Below are 18,906 nucleotides of genomic sequence, written 5' to 3'. Positions count from 1 at the left end.
AGACTAGTCATTAAAGATTACATGAATCCTGCCCGTTGAATAAGTGCTGCCTGCACCCTCAATGACAAAGTCAAAGCTGTTATTCGCGGTGTGAGATGTTGCTGGAACTGGAACTATAATCGTTACTTTAATTTGATTATCGTTAACGTATGCTACAGTGAAATTATATCCCATAGTAATGATTGAAGCACCAATGATTGAAGCATCATTGACGAGAGATATACCTATATCTGCTGCTGAGATTCCTGAGTTAAACGTTACGCCAGTTGGGGCTGTCACAATGATATCCCCACTCACTAGGGTTCCATTGTTTAACGAAGACTCAACCAATTTATTCGTAGAAACGATAGCGGAGGTACTTGATTTAATGTCGATTTGTTCCAGTGGGAGTGTCTTAAACTGAACAATATAACCATCGGCATTGACCTCATAAACGGTGACATAATTACCTACAACAACACCCGATGTTATGTCACCATTCATATACGGATTGATAACCCCTGCTCCCGTAGGCGCAGCATCTCCAACCTTTATTCCGATCGCTGGAAGCCCACCCCACGACTTTACCACCAGATGATTGATATGATTCCATATCGAAGTGTCCGCTATTATTTTCGTCGATCCCACTGCGCCTCCTTGTTCAAAAGAAGCCGTCATTTCCGGTACCGTTCCATTAGAGTTAATTACAGAAGCAACTAAAGTGATTAACTTGAATGAAACCACTTTATTGGAGCTATCTACTTCATAAATGCCCAGATATTTGTTTGTTGTCGCATCCACGAATGGGATGTCGAAGCCTTGAATATAGTTCTCTAATACAGCCTTATCCGGGTTGGTATTTAACGGTGCAAGATCTCCCTTAACCGGTGTGATTATGGGGCTGTTCGAGAGCCCTATCGTCAGATGATTGGCTTGGCCAAATATGCCAGTGACCCTAGTAGATCCTCTAACGGATCCGGGAGCCGTTGCCGCGATAGATAGCGGAACCCAATTTCCGTTAATGTCAAGAGGAGCTAATATAACCAACTGAAAAGATACGATTAACCCATTGGAATTCACTTCGTATACGGCTACGAATTTGTTCGTTATCGGATCAACGCCGGCAATATTACCGCCTGAAGTATAGGGAACCGTTACCCCTTGTGAAGCAATAGTCGCACCTACACCTGGTGTTAATATAGAGGAAGACGATACTTTTACGACAAGATGATTCAACGGATTTATCGTATCCGATACCGAAGTTGTTCCAGCCTCGCTGCCCGGCGCAACAGTCGCAAACAAAGAAGGAAGAGAGGTCTGCTCTGCGATATCGCCTGCGTTAAGGGTAAGGTTTCTATATCCGGCTACTTTATTGGATGCGTCTACCTCGTATACAGTGATGATTTTGTTCGTTAGTATATCCATCCCTGAGATGTTGGTACCCGAAATATAAGGATTGGTAACAGTCGCATCCGTTGGTAAAGAGTCTCCTACGTTAGCCGTCACCGTTGTTTTCGCAACCTTTATAGCAAAGTGGTTTCCAGCGACGAAGGGCACTCCTACTACGGAAGTGGTTCCCTCCTCCGAGCCTGGTACCGTCATCACATCTATATCCGGTGCATTCGATCCAACAGGTATAGGCTTTATTTCTGTCGACTTTAATTTTATAAGCTTGAATTTAACGACCTTGCTGCTGCTATCTAATTCATAGAGGTGCACATATTTATACGCGCCGTTCGCATAAAAATTCGTGCCCGATGCGTAAGGATCGATTCCCCCAACCATACCTAGAAGAACATCGCCTACGCTCGGAGTGAGTATCGTACTTGATAGAGCCACTAAGACGTAATGATTAGCGCCAGCTAGGATAGGCACCGATAGTTTTGAGGTTCCTGAAGCCGAACCGGCTGATGCCGTCGCTGCTATCGAGGGCACCGATGTCGTATTGATATTACCGGAGACCAATTGAATATCCTTGAAGTGGGTTATTTTACCTGCGATCGTATAATACAGAGCTACATATCCTCCAACTGCAGCACCATCGATATCTTCGCCAAGCGTATAGGGATTGATCACTCCCTCGCCTGTCGGCACATCGTCTCCCATATTCGGAGTCGATGTGGGTAACGAAGATACTTTGACAACAAGATGACTTGTAATTGCCCCAGGATATGAAGGTATCGTTGTCGTATCGCCCAAAGCACCTGGTGCCATACCTGCTCCTGCAATATTCAGAGCAGGTATTGGATTAATATCCGCAAAAGTTAATGTAATCAATTTGAATCTGACCACTTTGTTTGTAGGATCCGATTCGAACAGCGCAACATATTTTCTGTCTATCGGATCCATACCTGTAATATCGTCACCCGAAGTATACGGGTCAATGACCGAAATCGTCGGAACAGCATCCCCTATACTTGGCGTTGACGCAGGCCCTCCTAATATTTGAATGACTAGGTGGTTACCCGCGCCTACGGCTGCCGTTATTTGAATTGATCCCGGTACAGTGCCAGCTCCGTGAGTTTCCGCCAATGACGGCGCATGCGGTTGAGCAACATGCACGGTTGCCGTTGCCTTAATGTTGTTCGGATTAGTTACTCCGCTTGGGAAGGTCAGCGTGCCGGAGAAAATATACGTTCCTGCCGTGTTTCCATCGTATGATGGGGTACCTTCGTCCCAGAAGGCTACACTGTTCGATTTGGTTGAACCATCGTTTAAAGTAACTTGAACGATAGATGGCAAACCGATGGACTCCAGCTGCGTTCCAACAGCTACATTGCTGACAACTTCCGCAACGCTGACTATGGGTGTTGGAATATTAGCGTTGTTGTTATTGTTGTTACCGGCGTTGGTATTCCCGCCGCCAACGCCCGGTGCCGTCGCGGGCGCCCCTGAACCCTCCAGTTTCTCAGGCTGCTTCTCGAAGGTTGAATCTTTGCCTTCGACGCTGATGATTGCTTTATCGATGAAGCCTTGTCCTAGCGTCTTAAGAATCGTATTGGCAATCAGAGTGCTGATTTTGGTGTCTTTACCGAGCTCGAGCTGGGTCTCGGAATTGATCGTTGCTTGCTCGATCGTCGTTGAGCCTTCAACAACGATACGCACCTTGCCGTCCTTCTTATCTACGATGATGTTGACGATCACGGAATTCTCGAAATGGATGCTGTGCTCGCCGCCGCCTTGAACGGTCGTCGTGCCATTGACCGTAACGTTCTTCAAGAAAGCGTCGCCGCTGCCGATACCCGCCGCAAGCAACAGGTTTCCGTTAATGACCATGTTCTGCAGCGTGACACCCGGGACATTAACCGCAACGTCGCCGCTTACGGTTTGGGTCCCGGTTGCCGGCCCATAGGTTCCAGCGGCGTTATATGCGCTAATCTGAGGCTCCGCCTTCGCTTGCAACGCGTGATCCAATGCGACAACCGCTTCCGCTCGCGTAATGGATTTGTCCGGACGGAAGGTTTGATCCCCGTAACCCTGCATCAATTTCTTGGAAACTGCCGCGCCGATAGCCGCTTTGCTCCATGGCGCGAACTTGGCTGCATCCGTGAAGGTATTGGCAGCAGCTTCGTCGCCTTGCAAATTTAACAATCTGGCGATGATCGCGGCGACTTCTTGTCTGCTCGCTTTTTGATTTCCCCCGAACGTACCGTCGGAGTTGCCCTTCATGTAGCCGGCTTTCACGGCTTTCGCCGCCTCATCGTAGACCCAATTTCCAGTGGCGATATCGCTAAAATGGACATCCGCCTTTTCCGTAAATCCAAACGCACGATTGATGAGCGCAATCAATTCCGCACGCGTAACCGGGTTTTCCGGCTTCACCGTGCCGTCTGCGTATCCTTTTATCAGACCCTTTTCCAACCATTGGTTCAGTTGTTTTTCCGCCCAATGGCCTTTCACATCCGACTGAGCGGACTCCGCTGCGGAAACGAAGCCGAAAGACGAAAACATCATGCTAAAGACCAACAGGATGATCGTCCATTTTCTGATACCCATGGTTTTCATGAAATATCCTCCCAAACTCTTGTTATCAAATAAGCGTAAAGGAGTACGACCTTAAAAAATGTGAACGGGTTCACAAAACAAGAAAAAACGACACAAAACCCCTATGGCCTGATTTAACCAAAGGGGTTATGAATTTCTATCTGCAAATTCGACCAAAGATCGCAAATGCGCTCTTTACGGCATCGGTCCAATAATTACATTTATTTTTGCTTGGACGTTGCTCGGATTGCTTACATCGCTTGGTATGATCGGCGTTCCGGAGAATTCATAAATTCCATCTTTATTCCCATCGTATACAGGTGATCCTCCGTCCCAATTAATATTAACGGTCGGATTCGTGCCATCGCTTAATTTAATCTGCATCGTTGTCGGCAATCCGTTAAGAACGGATAACAAGGATGTGCCATTCGAAATTTGGATATTAGAGAAAGACGATACTACGTCTGTCACGATTATCGTTGACACTAATTGCGGCAATCCATTTGCTACGATAACGTTTGCCTTTGCTTGGACATTGCTTGGATTGCTTACTCCGCCGGGCACGGCCAACGTTCCGCTAAATGCATACGTTCCCCCTTTGTATCCGTTGTAGGCGGGTGTACCTCCATTCCAAGTTACGTTAACGGTCGGGTTCGTACCATCGCTTAATGTAATCTGTACGGTTGTCGGCAATCCGCTAAGCACAGATAGCAGAGATGTACTGTTTGGAACTTGGATATCAGAGATAGCCGACACTCCGTTTGATACGATTGTCGTTGATACTGGTCCTGGCAATACGTTTGCTACAATAACGTTTATCTTTGCTTGGACGTTGCTCGGATTGCTTACATCGCTTGGTATAATCGGCGTTCCGGAGAATACATAAATTCCATCTTTATTTCCGTCGTATACAGGTGATCCTCCGTCCCAATTTATATTAACGGTCGGATTCGTACCATCGCTTAGTTTAATCTGCATGGTTGTCGGCAATCCGTTAAGAACGGATAACAAGGATGTGCCATTCGAAATTTGGATATTAGAGAAAGACGATACTACGTCTGTTACGATTGTCGTTGACACTAATTGCGGCAATGCATTTGCTACAATAACGTTTGCCTTTGCTTGGATATTGCTCGGATTGCTTACTCCGCCGGGCACGGACAGCGTTCCGCTAAATGCGTACGTTCCCCCTTTGTATCCGTTGTAGGCGGGTGTACCTCCATTCCAAGTTACGTTAACTATCGGGGTCGTACCATCGCTTAAAGTAATCTGTACGGTTGTCGGCAATCCGCTAAGCACAGATAACAACTTTGTGCCGTTGTCTACTTTGATTTCCGCGATTGCTGTCGAGGTTGTAACAGAAGTAATCGTTGTTGGTCCATTACCACTGCCCATTCCACCGCCACCGCCTGCTGTTGGCGTTGTTGTCGCACCTGGCCCTTCCAGCTTCTGAGGCTGCTTCTCGAAAGTCGAACCTTTGCCTTCGTCGCCAATGATCGCTTTCTCGATTGTGCCTTGTCCTAACGTCTTTAATAACGCATCAATAATAAGCGTACCGATGTTGCTGTCTTTACCCAGTTCAAGATTGACCGGAGACTTGATGTCGAGTTGTTCAATGATCGTTGTTCCTTCCAATACAAGACGCACCGTACCGTCCTTCTTATCCACGATGACCTTGCCGAAGATACCATTCTCAAAATGAATACTATGGTCGCCGCCGCCTTGAACCGTCGTCGTGCCTTTGACCGTAACGTTCTTCAAGAAAGCGTCGCCGCTGCCGATTCCTTCCGCGAGAAGCAGATTTCCGTTAATGACCATGTTCTGCAAGGTGACACCGGGGACATTAACCGCAACATCGCCGTTAATGGTTTCCGCTCCGCTTACCGGTCCGTAGGTTCCAGCAGCGTTATAAGCGTTTTTCTGTGTTTCCGTTTGCGATTGCAAAGCTTGCAAAGCACGATCCAATGTAACCACCGCTTCCGCACGCGTGATCTGCGCTTCAGGTTTAAAGGTCTGATCCTCATAGCCCTGCATGATTTTCTTGGCTGCTACCGAGCCAATAGCCTCTTTGCTCCAAGAAGCAAAGCGATCCGCATCGCTGAAAATCACAGCGTTCTGACTATCCGCCTGCAGCTTCAACAGTCTTGCGATGATGACGGCTACCTCTTGTCTGCTCGTCTTATTGCCCGGCGCAAAGGTACCGTCGGAGTTGCCCTTGATATAATCGGCTTTAATGGCTATCCCCACATCGCCGTATGCCCAATAGTTCGATTGGATGTCGCTGAAAATCACATCCGCTTTCTCCGTCAATCCGAAAGCACGGTTAACGAGCGATATCAATTCCGCACGCGTAACCGGATGATCCGGCTTCACAGTGCCGTCCGCGTAACCTTTGATAAGGCCCTTTTCCAACCAATTGTTCAACTGGCTTTCCGCCCAATGCCCTTTCACATCCGACTTAGCAGACTCCGCTGCATTAGCGAAGCTGATAGACGAAAACATCATGCAAACGATCAATAAGATAACCGTCCATTTGTTCCTTCGATTTTTTACCATTTTTATCCTCCGAATTAAAATATTATCCTTAATCATAGAGGAGTTAGTTAACAAATTCTGTGAACGGGTTCACAAAACCAGATAAACACATAACCCCCCATGGTCCGAGACCGAGACCATAGGGGTTACGAATCGATCTATGCGCAATGTTCAGTTGCCATTCGCCATGGGAAGATGGTCGAGCCCCCCCCCAGCCAGTATCATCAGTCGTGTTACCGGAATACCCGCTGCCGATGGCTTCGTGGCTGCGGATTCCGCTGCTGGAAATACTTGAGCCATCATTCGAATCGCCGTCGTTCCGACCCCATCCGGGCAAATGTATCCCCATCTGCTCCAATTTCGCACCCTGGCCGTTGTCGGTACCGCTGCCGTCAGGATAACCCTAATTATCTAGATATTTAATCAGTTCGGACTGACGATCTTTACTTTACTTGCTCTTTAGCGCCAACATTTTCAGCAGAACCGTTACAGCCTCTGCTCTTGTGGTTTTGCCATTAGGATCGAATGTGTTGGCGCCCTTGCCTTCTACAAGGCCAAGCTTCTTCATTGCTGCCACTGCGTCTTTCGCCCACGCGGGAATGTCCTTGTCGTCTGCGAAGCCGGTTACGGTATTGGACTCGATAGGTTGACCCAAAGCGTTTGCGATCATCGCTGCCATCTCGGCACGCGTGATTTCTGCATCTGGACGGAAAGAGCCGTCACTATAGCCTTTAACAATGCCCGCTTCCACCGCTTGCGCGACTGCTTTCTTCGCCCAGGCTCCGATCTTCGCCGCATCCTTGAAAGTCAACTCCGCTCCTGCTTCCTGCGGCTTCATCATATTCATCAGCATGACCGCAAATTCCGCACGATTCACGGTATGATTCGGTTTAAACGTGCCATCTGGATAACCTTTAACGATTCCGCTGCTCACCGCTTGCTTGATGTTTGCTTCCGCCCAGTGCCCAGAGATATCGCTAAAGTTAATGGCCTCCCCATCACCTGGCGGTATCGTTGGTGGAGTCGTTGGCGGTGTTTCTACTGGTGTTTCTACAGGTGTTTCTACAGGTGTTTCTACAGGTGTTATTATAGGGCCGTTACCACTCGGCGGAGAATAGGGTGTATTTATAGTCTGGCTCACCATTGCATCGCTATAATCGGTTGCCGTTACCTTGATCGTATGGTTGCCTGCCGGCAGCACGCCTGCGTTGATCGTGATCTTCCCTTGAGGGCTAATGGTGTAAGCCTTTCCCGCCGCCAACTTTACCGTATCATCATAGACTCCCGTGATGACTCCGCGCCACGTTGGATCGTCTGTGAACGTGATTTCAATATCATTCGCCGTATCATTGTTCGTCGTGTCTGCTGTCAGGCTCGGCGGTGCATTACCCGCTATAGACTGTGTAATAAATGTATGGTAATACCCAGTTGCCATTACAATGACGGAATGGCTGCCTGCCGCCAACACGCCTGCATGAATCGTGATCTTCCCAGCGCTAACGGAATAATCTGTTAATGGCGTCAGTGTTTTAATCCCTACAATAAGCACACTCTTAATGGCTCCACGCCAAGCCGGATCATCTGCGAACGTGATATCAATGGCACTCGCCGTATCATTGTTCGTCGTATCCGCTGTTAAGCTCGGGGGTGCTTTACCCGTTATAATCTGTTGAACCTCGTTATCGCTATATCCGGTTGCCTTTACGGTGATAGAAGTGCTGCTATCTACTTCCAGCACACCTGCATTGATCGTGATCTTACCGGCGCTGATGGTGTAATCCGTTACCGCCGACAGTAAGACTCCGTAATGATAGACCTCCGTGATGGCTGCGCGCCAAACCGGATCATCCGTGAACGTAATGTCAATCGCATTTGTATAGTCATTATTCGTCGTATCTGCTGTCAAGGTCGGCCCTGATGGAACAAATTTCTTTACCGTTGCTTGATTGCCATTCCCAAAATCCTGATAGGCTACATAAAGAACGCCGTTGCTTACAAACAAGGACGTATTAGTTGCTTTACTTGCCGAAAACCCTACGTCGCCCATCGGCACCCAATTGCTTCCATCATACTTCATAACCGTAGCTTTTAATCCATTATCGTTATCTTGATACGCCACATAAGGGGTACCGTTGTCTATATATAAGGACTCGTAGCTAGCGACCCAACTCGAAAAACCGGCATTCCCCACATTTACCCAATTGCTTCCATCGTACTTCATGACCGTTGCCTTACCGTTTTTTCCAACATCTCTATACGCCACATAGGGAGTCCCATTGTCTACAAATAAAGACAAATACCGTGCTTCATCTGCAGAAAACCCGGCACCGCCCACATTCACCCAATTGCTTCCGTTATACATCATGACAGTGGCCTTACCGTCAATTCCAACAGCGTTATCCGAATAAGCCACATAAGGGGTTCCGCCGTTTACATACAAGATCAGGTCAATAGCCTGATTTGCCGAAAAACCAACGCTGCCCACCGGAACCCAATTGAATCCATCGTATTTCATAACCGTGGCTTTATTGTTATTTCCCGCATCTATATAAGCCACATAGGGGGTGCTGGGGCTGCCGCTCACTACATACAAAGAAATGCCCCATGCAATATTTCCCGAAAACCCGCCGTTGCCCACCGTCACCCAACTGTCACTATTTGCAACATACTTCATGACCGTGGCTTTCTCGCCATTTTGTATGTCGCTGTAGGCTACATAAGGAATGCCGCTTTCTACGAACAAGGAGATATCATTTGCCTGCCCTCCCGAAAAACCGGAGGTGCCCACCGGTAACCAAGAGCTTCCATCATATTTCATGACCGTGACCGCATTGCCATGTGCCCCATCCTGATAAGCCACATAGGGGGTACCGTTGTCTACATACAAGGATGGATCCGGCGCAACCCCCTCAGAAAAACCTGGTAAGCCCACATCTTCCCATATGCCTGCAACTGGATTTCCCGCTGCCAAACTATCCGACGGCGCTACCATTATTCCCGATATCAATAATACCGCTGCGAGAATGATGGACATTACTCGACTCAATTGCTTTTTCATCATTTATTACTCCATTCTACTCAAGATATTCGCAAGTATAGAGGAGTTTGATTTTGAAAACTGTGAACGGGTTCACAAAACAAAAAAAACCTCATGGCATTTGACCATGAGGGGTACGTTCATCTAATTTCTATACGGATCAGGTGGGACAACCTTGATGATAGGGATATAAGGATCCGGTGGTACGATTGTGATATACGGATCCGGCGGTACGATTGTGATATACGGATCCGGCGGAACAATCTTGATAATAGGAGCACGTTGATCCGCCGGTAGGGACACGCTTGCTGCAAAAGCAGATCCGGCGATTGAAGCGGTAATGCTAGCCGTTAGCACAAAAACGAACGTTACTTTTTTCATCATCTTTTATTACCTCCATTTGATAACTGTAGTATAGCGCGGATTGATTTTATAATCTGTGAACGGGTTCACAAAATGATCAATTCTCCTGAGCGCCCAGATCGAAGATCGCATCTTGAATCCGTTGCTTCCCGGCTTGCGGATTCAAGTACTCGTAGATCGGCGCATTTCCTGTCTTGAGGATCTCGGGATCAAGCGTTGCGCCGGCATTCAGAAGCGGCGAGTTCCCCATAAGATTAAAGTTGTCGTGCCATACATCTATGAAGCCCGGATCATTCTGAACGTTGCTCAACGTATTCGTCAGCCCCGTCCCATCCCATGCCACTGCCGGACCCATCATGCTATTGTACTGGTACGGACGCGTATCCATCGGTATCCATCCGTCAGACAACCAATTGTTCGTAAAATCCGCATTCCCATAATGATAGAACATGGCGAACGGAGCAGGCTTCCTGCCTGGCGTTGCCGAGCCCGCATAGAAAATGTTATTCGTTGCCTTTACCGTAGGCTTGCCTACATCGTTCGCTATCACGAAAAGCGTGATAAACGGCACATGCCAATAATCATAATCATACTGAGATACGACCGTATTATTGTAGAAATAGAGATTGCCGCTTCTCATGTTGCCCCATGCGTTCGTGCCATCGCCTAAGCGGACCAATATATTTTGCCAGCCTGTTGGATTCCCGCCTACGCGCATGACCAACTCATTCCCGTAGATGTAGACGGAATTAACGAGCAGATTACCCCAAGCGTCTTTCTGAATTTTCTCCCAATTACTGTTCGATTGCGGATCAAGCAGGTCAATCAGATGTACCCCGCCTTCGATATAGTTATACCGGAACGTAATACCAACCGAACGATCCTTGATGTTATCTCCATAAGAACCCTTTTTCGTATTCTCAAAGCGATTAAACTGGTAAACAGTTCCTACCCCCTCGGTATAGGCGTTATGCTCGCTTGCGCTGTTTGCATTACCGTTGTCATGAAAGTAGTTGCCTTGAACTAGCAAATAACGCGACTGCCCTTGCTCATCGTATTTCGAGTTCTGGAATAAGCCGTTTCCGTTATCATGGATGTTGCAGTTAAGAATGGCGACGTTCTCCGCACGCTCGATATAGATTCCGCTGGCGAATTTCTGCCAAGCCGTTGTTGCCCCGGCACCATTGGTAAAGCTGTTTGTTTGATTGGCATTGATGATTTCCAGGTTGGATATTTCCAAATAACCCGGCTTATATCCCCAAGTATATCCTTGCGGCACGCTGACTACGAAGAGTCCGAGCCCCTCGAATACCGGATTGATGAATGGCAGACCCGGGGCTGCTGTCGCACCATTGCCATCAAGAACAGGTAGCTCGCCGTTCGGTCCCGGCACCCCTGTAATGCGAATAAACTTATTGGCTGCCCCGCGATTGGAGAGGAACACGATCTCTTTATAATGTTCGGGCTGCCAATGGATATTGACCGTATCGCAAGGCAGAAGCTTGAGCCACGGAACCTGGGAAAGCTTAGTGTATGCCAGTCCCGGCCCTACCTCGTACGTAGTGCCCGCACTACCGCAAGCAGACTGGCTCGGGGTAGTCGGCACATAATCCCACGCCCGCGGCTGCTCGATCGTTGACCATAGATTTCCGCTCGTCGTCTGCGTCGGCGCAGTGGGCTGCGGCGTCGCAGTGGGTTGCGGCGTCACAACCGTCGCTGTTTTCCCCAGAAGCTGCCAGATGATATCGATTAAACTTCCGGCTATCGCAGCGGAAACAAGGGCATCAGATGGCTCGGAAGCCCCTTTGGCTGTCGTAAGCAAGGTTGTCGCATCGATGATTAGCTGCTTCGATTGAACGACGTTCTTTCCTTCAGCCGTGGCGGCTACGACTCTGGTCTGCGCATTCTGTATAGCGGTCTCAACTAAACCGATAACATCCGTAACGACTCCCGGCCCGAAGGCGCTAACGACGACACTCGCCTTAAACTTCCGAAGCTCGGCTTTCTTCAGACTCGCGGCCGTCTTATTCCCCGCTGCAGTGAGCGCTTGAATATCGCTTGTTATTTGATCTCTCTGAGCAGTCAACAACTGAGCCGCGGCTGCTCCCTGCGTATCGGCTATCGTCGTCAAAGCCTTATCGAACAGCGAATCAAGCGAGTACGTGCTCACTGAAGACGTGCTATTGCTTGTTGCGCCTACCGATACCGGCAGGAATGAAACCAACATTGCCAATGCCATTACGAAAGCGACGATTCGCCTTCCGGATTGGTGAAATCTATCCATTCGTCGTTCCCCCATTCAATGATTACAACAAAGATCATATTGTCGTTAATCTATTATTGAGGGAATACGTCTATCCATTCTGTGAACGGGTTACATTTTACGATATTTCGGCAAGTGAAGGGTAAAGGTCGACCCCTCGCCTTCGCTGCTTAACACCTTGATGCTCCCGCCATGCTTCTGGGCGATCTGATAACAATAAGACAAGCCGAGTCCGAAGTTCACATCGCTTTGCTTGGTTGAATAGAACGGATCGAAGATTTGGGCTTCCGCTTTCTTTGACATTCCTTTTCCGTTATCGGTAAAGTCTATCCGAACCCCGCCCTTGCTGTCATAGATCCGAATAGCAAGCGTTCCGCCTTCCTCATCCACTGCTTCGACCGCATTGCCGATGATGTTGCTGAACACTTCCTGCAGATGAAGTTTATCGCATAGGATATCATAGTTTACGGAATAAACCGTGCTAACGGAAACACTCTTGCTTTCGAGCAGATATTGATTGGAATGCAGCGCATGCGTCAACAGATCGATTAAGTTCGCCGTATCTTCCACAAGCTCCACGTCATCGATTTGCTTCTGAATCCGTTTGACCATATGCATCACTTGTTGGGTTTCCGTGAGAATCCGTTCAATATCATTGTCTATTCGATCGTTCCGTTCGGTAGGCAAGAGCTCCTTCACTTTTCCTGTAAGCATGTCGATGTTGGTAATACGGTTTTTCACTGCGTGGTTAAACATAGCGGCACCGGATGCAATTCCTTTGACCTTCTGATCATTCAGTTGTTTCTCGAACCTTATTCTCACCCCAAGTACTCCGAAACGAATGGCGGCAACGATAAAAAAAGCAAAGGCGCTCCAAACAACGATGGAAATGTTTAAGTAGCCGTCAAAATGTTGAGTAACAGCTCTTTTAATATGATCAAATACGAGAATAGCGAGAATAGGCGGAACAAAGAAGCTGGCCGTAATGAGTCGATATTTCCTCTTCGCACGGTCCCTCTCCCTTAAATAGGAAGAAATCAGCAGTATACAACCACCCAAATAATAAGGAGCCGACCATAGGAGCATGAGACTGAAATTGATTTGTATTTCCGGACGCAGCGGGCTAATAAGCAACGTTACGCATAGAGGAATAAGAAGCGCGTAAGCGAGAACGTTCTTGGTTCTGCGCGTCGTAGCTTCGGAATAGGTTATCGCGAACATAACAAATCCATATGGAGAGCAGGCTTGAAGAAGGAAAAAGAAGAAGCTGCGCAGCTCGGTCTGCATAACCACGGCGGAAAAACTACCCAAACCAACAAAAAGTAAAAATAGGACCGCCCACCTGTTAGATTCCTGCTTCGGGCCAAAGTGGAAAAGAAACCCGGCAAGCAACAGATCCAAGATGGCTGAATATACCAAATTTATTCCTCCCGCTAACTAACCCTACATCGCATATACGTTAACTGACGCGGTTAGACTCGTCATTTCCGACTAGAAATTTCAACTATATATTGACAATAAAAATCTCAATGTATATTGTCAAACGGAGGACTTCTTTATATCCAGAGTCATTCGGGCTTTCAGCGGAAGCAGCAAAGCAAGAACCTGAACAATATCGCTTCCGGTCACCCCTGATTCGATGAGAGAATCGCTCAAATGGCCCAACACATCGTCAAAATGCGCCGGCGTAATCTTCAGGTGTTCATGAGATTGCTTCAAGCTTCTGCCCGTGTAATAATCCGGACCTCCGGTTGCAAAAGAGAGGAATACCGTTTGATGCTCTATAAGCTTTGAATAATCGATATTTCGGAAGTAATGCGACACTCTCGAATCGTCCTTGATTTTACCGTAAAAGATTTCCACAACCGATTGAATGCCGTTTTGTCCTCCGAGACGATCATACAATGAAAGGTTTGGTTCGCTCCCATTCTCCATAACCTGCCCCCTATTCATGAATTCCGATCTATTTATTATATTTCATTTTGATTCCGGGGAGTGCATATTCAAGGAAAGGAGAATGCGAGAATACCATGCAGCCCATTCAAGTGTTCGTCTGCGACGACGATCCGTTATTTCGCGAACTCATCGTTGATTATCTGTCACGCGAGCCCGACCTGTCTATATCCGGTTCTGCCGCTAATAAGCACCAACTGCTCAAAGCGGTAGGAGAAGCTTCTATTGACATCTTGCTCTTGGATATTAATCTGACGGGAAACAATTATGACGGACTGGAAATCGCCTTCGAATTACAATCAACGGAGCCTGACTTGAAGATTATCGTTCTCTCCTCGCTGGACGAGGAGGTTGTCATGACCCATGCCATCGCATACGGGCGCGTCAGCAATTATATTACGAAAGAACATTACCGGGACATCCCGGATTCCATTCGCGGCGTTGCGGCAGGCAAGGGAAACCTGCATCACTCCTCTGCCGGCGCATTAATGAAACGAGTATCTTCTTCCTATGAAGAGGAGCTGAGAAGAAAGTTAACCACGCTGCAAAAAGAGATTTTACGATTTCTTCAACAAGGCAAAAGCAGCAGCGAAATCGCGGATCTCCTGTACTACAATGAACAGTCCGTCAACAACGAGCTATGCAAGATTACCAAGCTAATCAAAGGCAAGTTCCCCTATTTGGAGTGGCTTCGAATCAAAAAGCACAACCGCCAACAGCTCTTGGAGATGACGATTCAGCTGCGGTTGTTGGAATGAAGCCTATAAACCGGGCGTAGTGAACGTCCGGTTTATATCTTTACTGGAACAATCAAGGGATAAAGAACATTGGCGGATTATGATATACCGGTAAAGCCAAGATTGCAGAAACTACAGCAGTTACTAAGCCAAATTTGATTGTGTTTTTCATTTTCAAAACTCCTCCTTATTTTTCCCCTTTAAGGGTTCCTTGCTAAGTGATTATTCAGGATTCAAGCAATTTCATATCGGATCCACGTTGATGAGATAGTAGCCCCACTCGCCTTTGTTGTTGACAACTTTCCAATGCACCGTTGTTTTACTCAATAACGAAGTGCTGAATTTGATTTTGGAGCCGTTATTTGTAATTTGTGCTTTGACCCATTGGCTCGACAGTCCCTTGGGGCTTAACCACGCATCATGCTGCAAGAATTCCGGCAAAGTCGTTTCAAATGTATCGGGGCCGCTTTGGGTTGGATGCAAAGTCACGGTACCCAAGTGATGGTCGACCGCCGGCGGCGACACGTTGACTATATAATAGCCCCACTCGCCGACGTTGTTCGTAACCTTTACCCTTGCCGTGGCTGCCTCCCCAAGAGAGTAGAAACCGATGAAAACTTTTCCGAGATTATAGGGATCATATTACGGTTTCCAAGTATATGCCTGGACGAGATGACTGAGCTGACCAGTGATTTCAATGGATTTCACACCGTAAACATTAAATTTTACAGGCAACTCTCTATCGCTAGTACCTACCCCTTCCGGGAGTAAATCCACGTCGCCCAAGTAATTTTTCATCTCTAGCGGCACCTGACCGACCACGACGATTTGCGTTCTCGGTTCGGCACTCGCCGTCACCGGTAGAACCAAGATAGCCGAAGCTACAGCAGTTAGCAAAACTAATTTGATTATTTTTCTTATTATAAACACCTCCTAATTTTGTCCCCTATGGGGTTCCTTGCCACGAAATCATCATAAGCCATTTCCAAGGAGGGAAATATACTCGTAAATCAGAGTATAAACGTAAGACCCTCTAAGATTCTTTTGCTTCGTAACTACTTGCTTTATCCATTAACAAGGGCTTATTTTTCACGATAATCCGCTTCTTATTGACTCCGATGATATGATCTGCCTGCAACTCGGCTAACACTTTCGACACCATTTCTCTTGTGCAGCCTACCATATCGGCAAGTTGCTGATGCGTTAACCGCAGGTTAATCATGATCGTTTGATTTAGCTTAATCCCATATTCCTCGGCTAGACAAAGCAGTTGTTTATATATGCGTTCCCGCACGTTCAGGAATGTGATGTCGTGGATTCGATCGTTGGCCTTGCGCAGACGTTTGATTACAGTAGCCAGCAGCTTATAAATAACTCCAGGATTCGTTACAAGCAAGCCTTGTAAATTACGCCTCTCAATGACTGCAAGAACTGCTCTATTCAAAACCTCGGCATTGGCCGAGCGATATTCTCCGTCCTCGAACAATGCCATTTCCCCAAAAATATCGCCTTCCTTGAGGGTAGACAGCACGCACTTCTTTCCATGTTCAAACCGGTTGATTTCCACGTTTCCCGACAGAACAATATATAATTTATCTCCAATATCGCCTTCCATAAAAATAAACGAGTTCTGAATATATTTCTTTTCGCTCATATATTGAGAGGTATGCTCGATGTCGCTCGCGGTAAAATCATCGAAAATCGATAAGGATTGTATGAGTTCCATATTCATCAGATCACCCTCTTTCTTTCATAACTACTTCCTAAATTATGAACTTCCGGCCATAAAAAAAAATACTCAATGAATTGAGTATTGAATCGAAATAATTCTATGGTATAATTTTCAACTTTTACATCATGAAAGCGATCTAAGGGTAAGCCGGGCTTACTCTCCTTCGACGAAGTACTTCTCTTCCCCGAGCTCGATGACCGCCTGGCCTTGCGTGAGATCGGTCACCCACGCTCGAAAATTCGCCGCTTCGCCGGCTTCCGGAAGGCAGACGACCCGGACGCGGTTGGTGAACGACACTTCGCCGACCCGGTAATTCCTGCCCCGGAGTTCGTTCTCGAGCTTGCCGTACCACGTGTAATCGACGTCGGCGATCACTTCGCGGTGCAGCACGTTCACGATCGGCCCGGCCGCGTCGATGCCCGCGACCGCCCCGTCCGTATAGGCGCGGACGAGACCGCCGGCGCCGAGCATGATGCCGCCGAAATAGCGCGTGACGACGACCGCGACGTTTTTCAGTCCGCGGTTTTTGATCACCTCGAGTATCGGTTTGCCGGCCGTTCCGCTCGGCTCTCCGTCGTCGAGCGCCTTCTGGAACTGGTCTCTCTCTCCGATCAGGTAGGCGGAGCAATTGTGGGTGGCGTTCCAATGCTCTTTCTTGATGGCTTCTATGAAGGCGACGGCTTCCTCTTCGGAGGTTACCGGCTTCGCGTGTCCGATGAATCGGGATTTCTTGATGACGATTTCTTCCGATCCGTACGTGCGTACGGTCGCATACTTGGGCAGCAACGTGGATTTTCCTTTCCGGTCAAACCTATCCGCAGTTTCGAACGTCTATATGATAACATAAAGTTCCGGAGCGGACGCGGCCGTTCGGGTGCAAGTAATTGGTAATCATGCTATAATTATGCGTGGGTTTATCGGGGTTGCGGAGGGTTGGACATGTTCGCCAAGCGGTTAAAGCAAATGAGAAAAAAGAGAAAATTAACGATGCAGGAAGTCGCGGATTCCGTCGGCGTCGCGAAAAGCACGTACGCGGGATACGAATCCGGTTACCGGCAGCCGACGATCGAGTCGATCCAGACGATATCCAGAAAGCTGCGAACGTCGGCGGATTATTTGCTCGGGCTGACCGATTATCCGGAGATGCCGATCGAACCGAATCATAACGCTAAAGAATATTTGAACCACGAACGTCTTCATTGGGACGGCGTCCCCTTGGAGCAGGACGACCTGGATTTGATCCGCAATCTGCTCGAACGCGTCTTGCAGGGACGCGCGGCCCCTAAGAAAGACGATTCACCCTTTCAATAACCGCTGAAGCTTCGCCTGAGAATCCGCTTGAAGCTCCTTCTTCCTCGCCTCGTACGCCAACGTCCATTCGTCGATTATCCCTTGGGAGACCGATTCTCCCATTGCCCGTTCGGTTAAGGCGGCGAACGATTCGTCGCACGAAGCTTCGGCCCCGGACAACTCCCGCGTCCACGTATCGCTCCAAGCTTTCGCCTCGAACGGATTTCCGCGATCGATAGGCTTCAACGCCTCTTCCGCCTCCTCCATCTTTCCGTTCATCAGGCTCGCGCACGACGCTTGCGCCTTCTCCATCTCTTGCCCGTACTTCTCTTCCGGGCTCATACTCGTCTCCGCCGAAGGTTCGACGGGCAATTCGTCGTCCGCGCCGCTAGGCGCCGGAGAAGCTTCCGCCGTCCCGCCCGGAGGTTGCGTCGATCCTCCGATAGGACTTTCCGATCCATTGCCGTCAAGTGCCGATTGCGGTTGTTGGCTGCCGCGAGGATCGCCCGTCGGCGCATTGGCCTCTTTCGTCCCTCTCCCTTCCGGTCTCGTCGTCTCGCCCGGCGGCAAATATTCCTCGTCCTGCGCCCGGATGCCAGCATTGGATTCGCCCGGCGACTCGTAGGCTTTCACGTAATCCGCTTCGGCGCCCGCGACGGGGATCGACGAAGAGACAATCCGCGAAACGCTTGCGACCTTGCCTTCTTGCCTCTCATAGTTTGCGCCGATGTTCGCCTCCGCGTAAGCGACGGGACTTTGTCCCGAAGATTCCTTCCAATATAAGCCCCCCCATGCGACCGACAAAACGACGATCAAAGCCGCCAGCCCAGCGACGATCGGATCGAGCTTCCGTAGTCGGCGGATGGCTCTAACGCCCGCTCTTCTGGCTCTCCCGCTTTTCCTTCTCCTATGTCCCATGTCCGGCTTTCTCCTCTCGTAGAGTAGAGAACTGAAATTTCATTGGAGGGCGGAAGCCCTCCTTTTACTTTCCCAGCTCCCCCTTCATCAAACCGGACGTGAGGTTTTCCCTCAT

The 18,906-nt window shown here is 48.5% G+C and carries 14 protein-coding genes; 2 read left to right on the top strand and 12 right to left on the bottom strand.

Annotation, left to right across the window (positions count from 1 at the left end):
* Positions 1-3: 3 nt before the first annotated feature.
* The 7 genes from ACFPPD_RS17780 to ACFPPD_RS17750 form a co-directional block, all read right to left on the bottom strand.
* The gene (locus ACFPPD_RS17780; protein WP_209749023.1) at positions 4-3,984 is read right to left on the bottom strand and encodes an S-layer homology domain-containing protein; all 3,981 of its coding nucleotides are present in this window, start codon (positions 3,982-3,984) and stop codon (positions 4-6) included.
* Positions 3,985-4,158: 174 nt separating this feature from the next.
* Positions 4,159-6,519, bottom strand: a complete 2,361-nt coding sequence (locus tag ACFPPD_RS17775) for an Ig-like domain-containing protein (RefSeq protein ID WP_209749024.1) — start codon at positions 6,517-6,519, stop codon at positions 4,159-4,161.
* Between the two features lie 427 nt (positions 6,520-6,946).
* Positions 6,947-9,556 (bottom strand): hemoblobin-interacting domain-containing protein, encoded by a 2,610-nt coding sequence (locus ACFPPD_RS17770; RefSeq protein ID WP_209749025.1) that lies wholly within the window; start codon positions 9,554-9,556, stop codon positions 6,947-6,949.
* 123 nt (positions 9,557-9,679) lie between these two features.
* Positions 9,680-9,919: a hypothetical protein gene (locus ACFPPD_RS17765; protein ID WP_209749026.1), complete on the bottom strand. Its 240-nt coding sequence runs from the start codon at positions 9,917-9,919 to the stop codon at positions 9,680-9,682.
* 76 nt (positions 9,920-9,995) lie between these two features.
* Positions 9,996-12,182, bottom strand: a complete 2,187-nt coding sequence (locus ACFPPD_RS17760) for a hypothetical protein (protein ID WP_209749027.1) — start codon at positions 12,180-12,182, stop codon at positions 9,996-9,998.
* Between the two features lie 90 nt (positions 12,183-12,272).
* Entirely contained in the window at positions 12,273-13,580 is a 1,308-nt protein-coding gene (locus ACFPPD_RS17755; RefSeq protein ID WP_209749028.1) for a sensor histidine kinase, read from the bottom strand.
* Between the two features lie 120 nt (positions 13,581-13,700).
* Positions 13,701-14,096, bottom strand: coding sequence for a group I truncated hemoglobin (locus ACFPPD_RS17750; RefSeq protein WP_209749029.1), 396 nt, complete (start codon positions 14,094-14,096; stop codon positions 13,701-13,703).
* A gap of 95 nt (positions 14,097-14,191) precedes the next feature.
* On the opposite strand from ACFPPD_RS17750, the gene ACFPPD_RS17745 reads away from it, so the two are divergent.
* Entirely contained in the window at positions 14,192-14,872 is a 681-nt protein-coding gene (locus ACFPPD_RS17745; protein ID WP_209749030.1) for a response regulator, read from the top strand.
* 222 nt (positions 14,873-15,094) lie between these two features.
* On the opposite strand, the gene ACFPPD_RS17740 is transcribed toward ACFPPD_RS17745, so the two are convergent.
* The 4 genes from ACFPPD_RS17740 to ACFPPD_RS17725 all read right to left on the bottom strand — a co-directional run bounded on the left by ACFPPD_RS17740 (position 15,095) and on the right by ACFPPD_RS17725 (position 17,369).
* Positions 15,095-15,349, bottom strand: a complete 255-nt coding sequence (locus tag ACFPPD_RS17740; protein ID WP_209749031.1) for a hypothetical protein — start codon at positions 15,347-15,349, stop codon at positions 15,095-15,097.
* Positions 15,350-15,493: 144 nt separating this feature from the next.
* Positions 15,494-15,781 carry a hypothetical protein gene (locus tag ACFPPD_RS17735; protein WP_209749032.1) on the bottom strand — a complete coding sequence of 96 codons (288 nt, stop codon included), beginning with the start codon at positions 15,779-15,781 and terminating at the stop codon, positions 15,494-15,496.
* A 103-nt stretch (positions 15,782-15,884) separates the two neighbouring features.
* On the bottom strand, positions 15,885-16,583 hold the full coding sequence (locus ACFPPD_RS17730; RefSeq protein ID WP_209749033.1) for a Crp/Fnr family transcriptional regulator: 699 nt from the start codon (positions 16,581-16,583) through the stop codon (positions 15,885-15,887).
* A gap of 153 nt (positions 16,584-16,736) precedes the next feature.
* A complete protein-coding gene (locus tag ACFPPD_RS17725) occupies positions 16,737-17,369 on the bottom strand; it encodes a YigZ family protein (protein WP_209749034.1) in 633 nt (210 codons plus the stop codon).
* A gap of 153 nt (positions 17,370-17,522) precedes the next feature.
* Here ACFPPD_RS17725 and ACFPPD_RS17720 point away from each other — a divergent pair, with 153 nt between their 5' ends.
* Entirely contained in the window at positions 17,523-17,894 is a 372-nt protein-coding gene (locus tag ACFPPD_RS17720) for a helix-turn-helix domain-containing protein (RefSeq protein WP_209749035.1), read from the top strand.
* Here the strand turns inward: ACFPPD_RS17720 and ACFPPD_RS17715 are convergent.
* The gene (locus tag ACFPPD_RS17715; protein ID WP_209749036.1) at positions 17,880-18,791 is read right to left on the bottom strand and encodes a hypothetical protein; all 912 of its coding nucleotides are present in this window, start codon (positions 18,789-18,791) and stop codon (positions 17,880-17,882) included. The genes ACFPPD_RS17720 and ACFPPD_RS17715 overlap by 15 nt on opposite strands.
* Between the last annotated feature and the right edge of the window lie 115 nt (positions 18,792-18,906).

This window comes from Cohnella suwonensis (assembly GCF_042655365.1).
In the GTDB taxonomy this organism is placed as follows: domain Bacteria; phylum Bacillota; class Bacilli; order Paenibacillales; family Paenibacillaceae; genus Cohnella; species Cohnella suwonensis.
The sequence above is the reverse complement of the archived record's forward strand: the minus strand, read 5'-3'. Positions and strand labels throughout refer to the sequence as shown.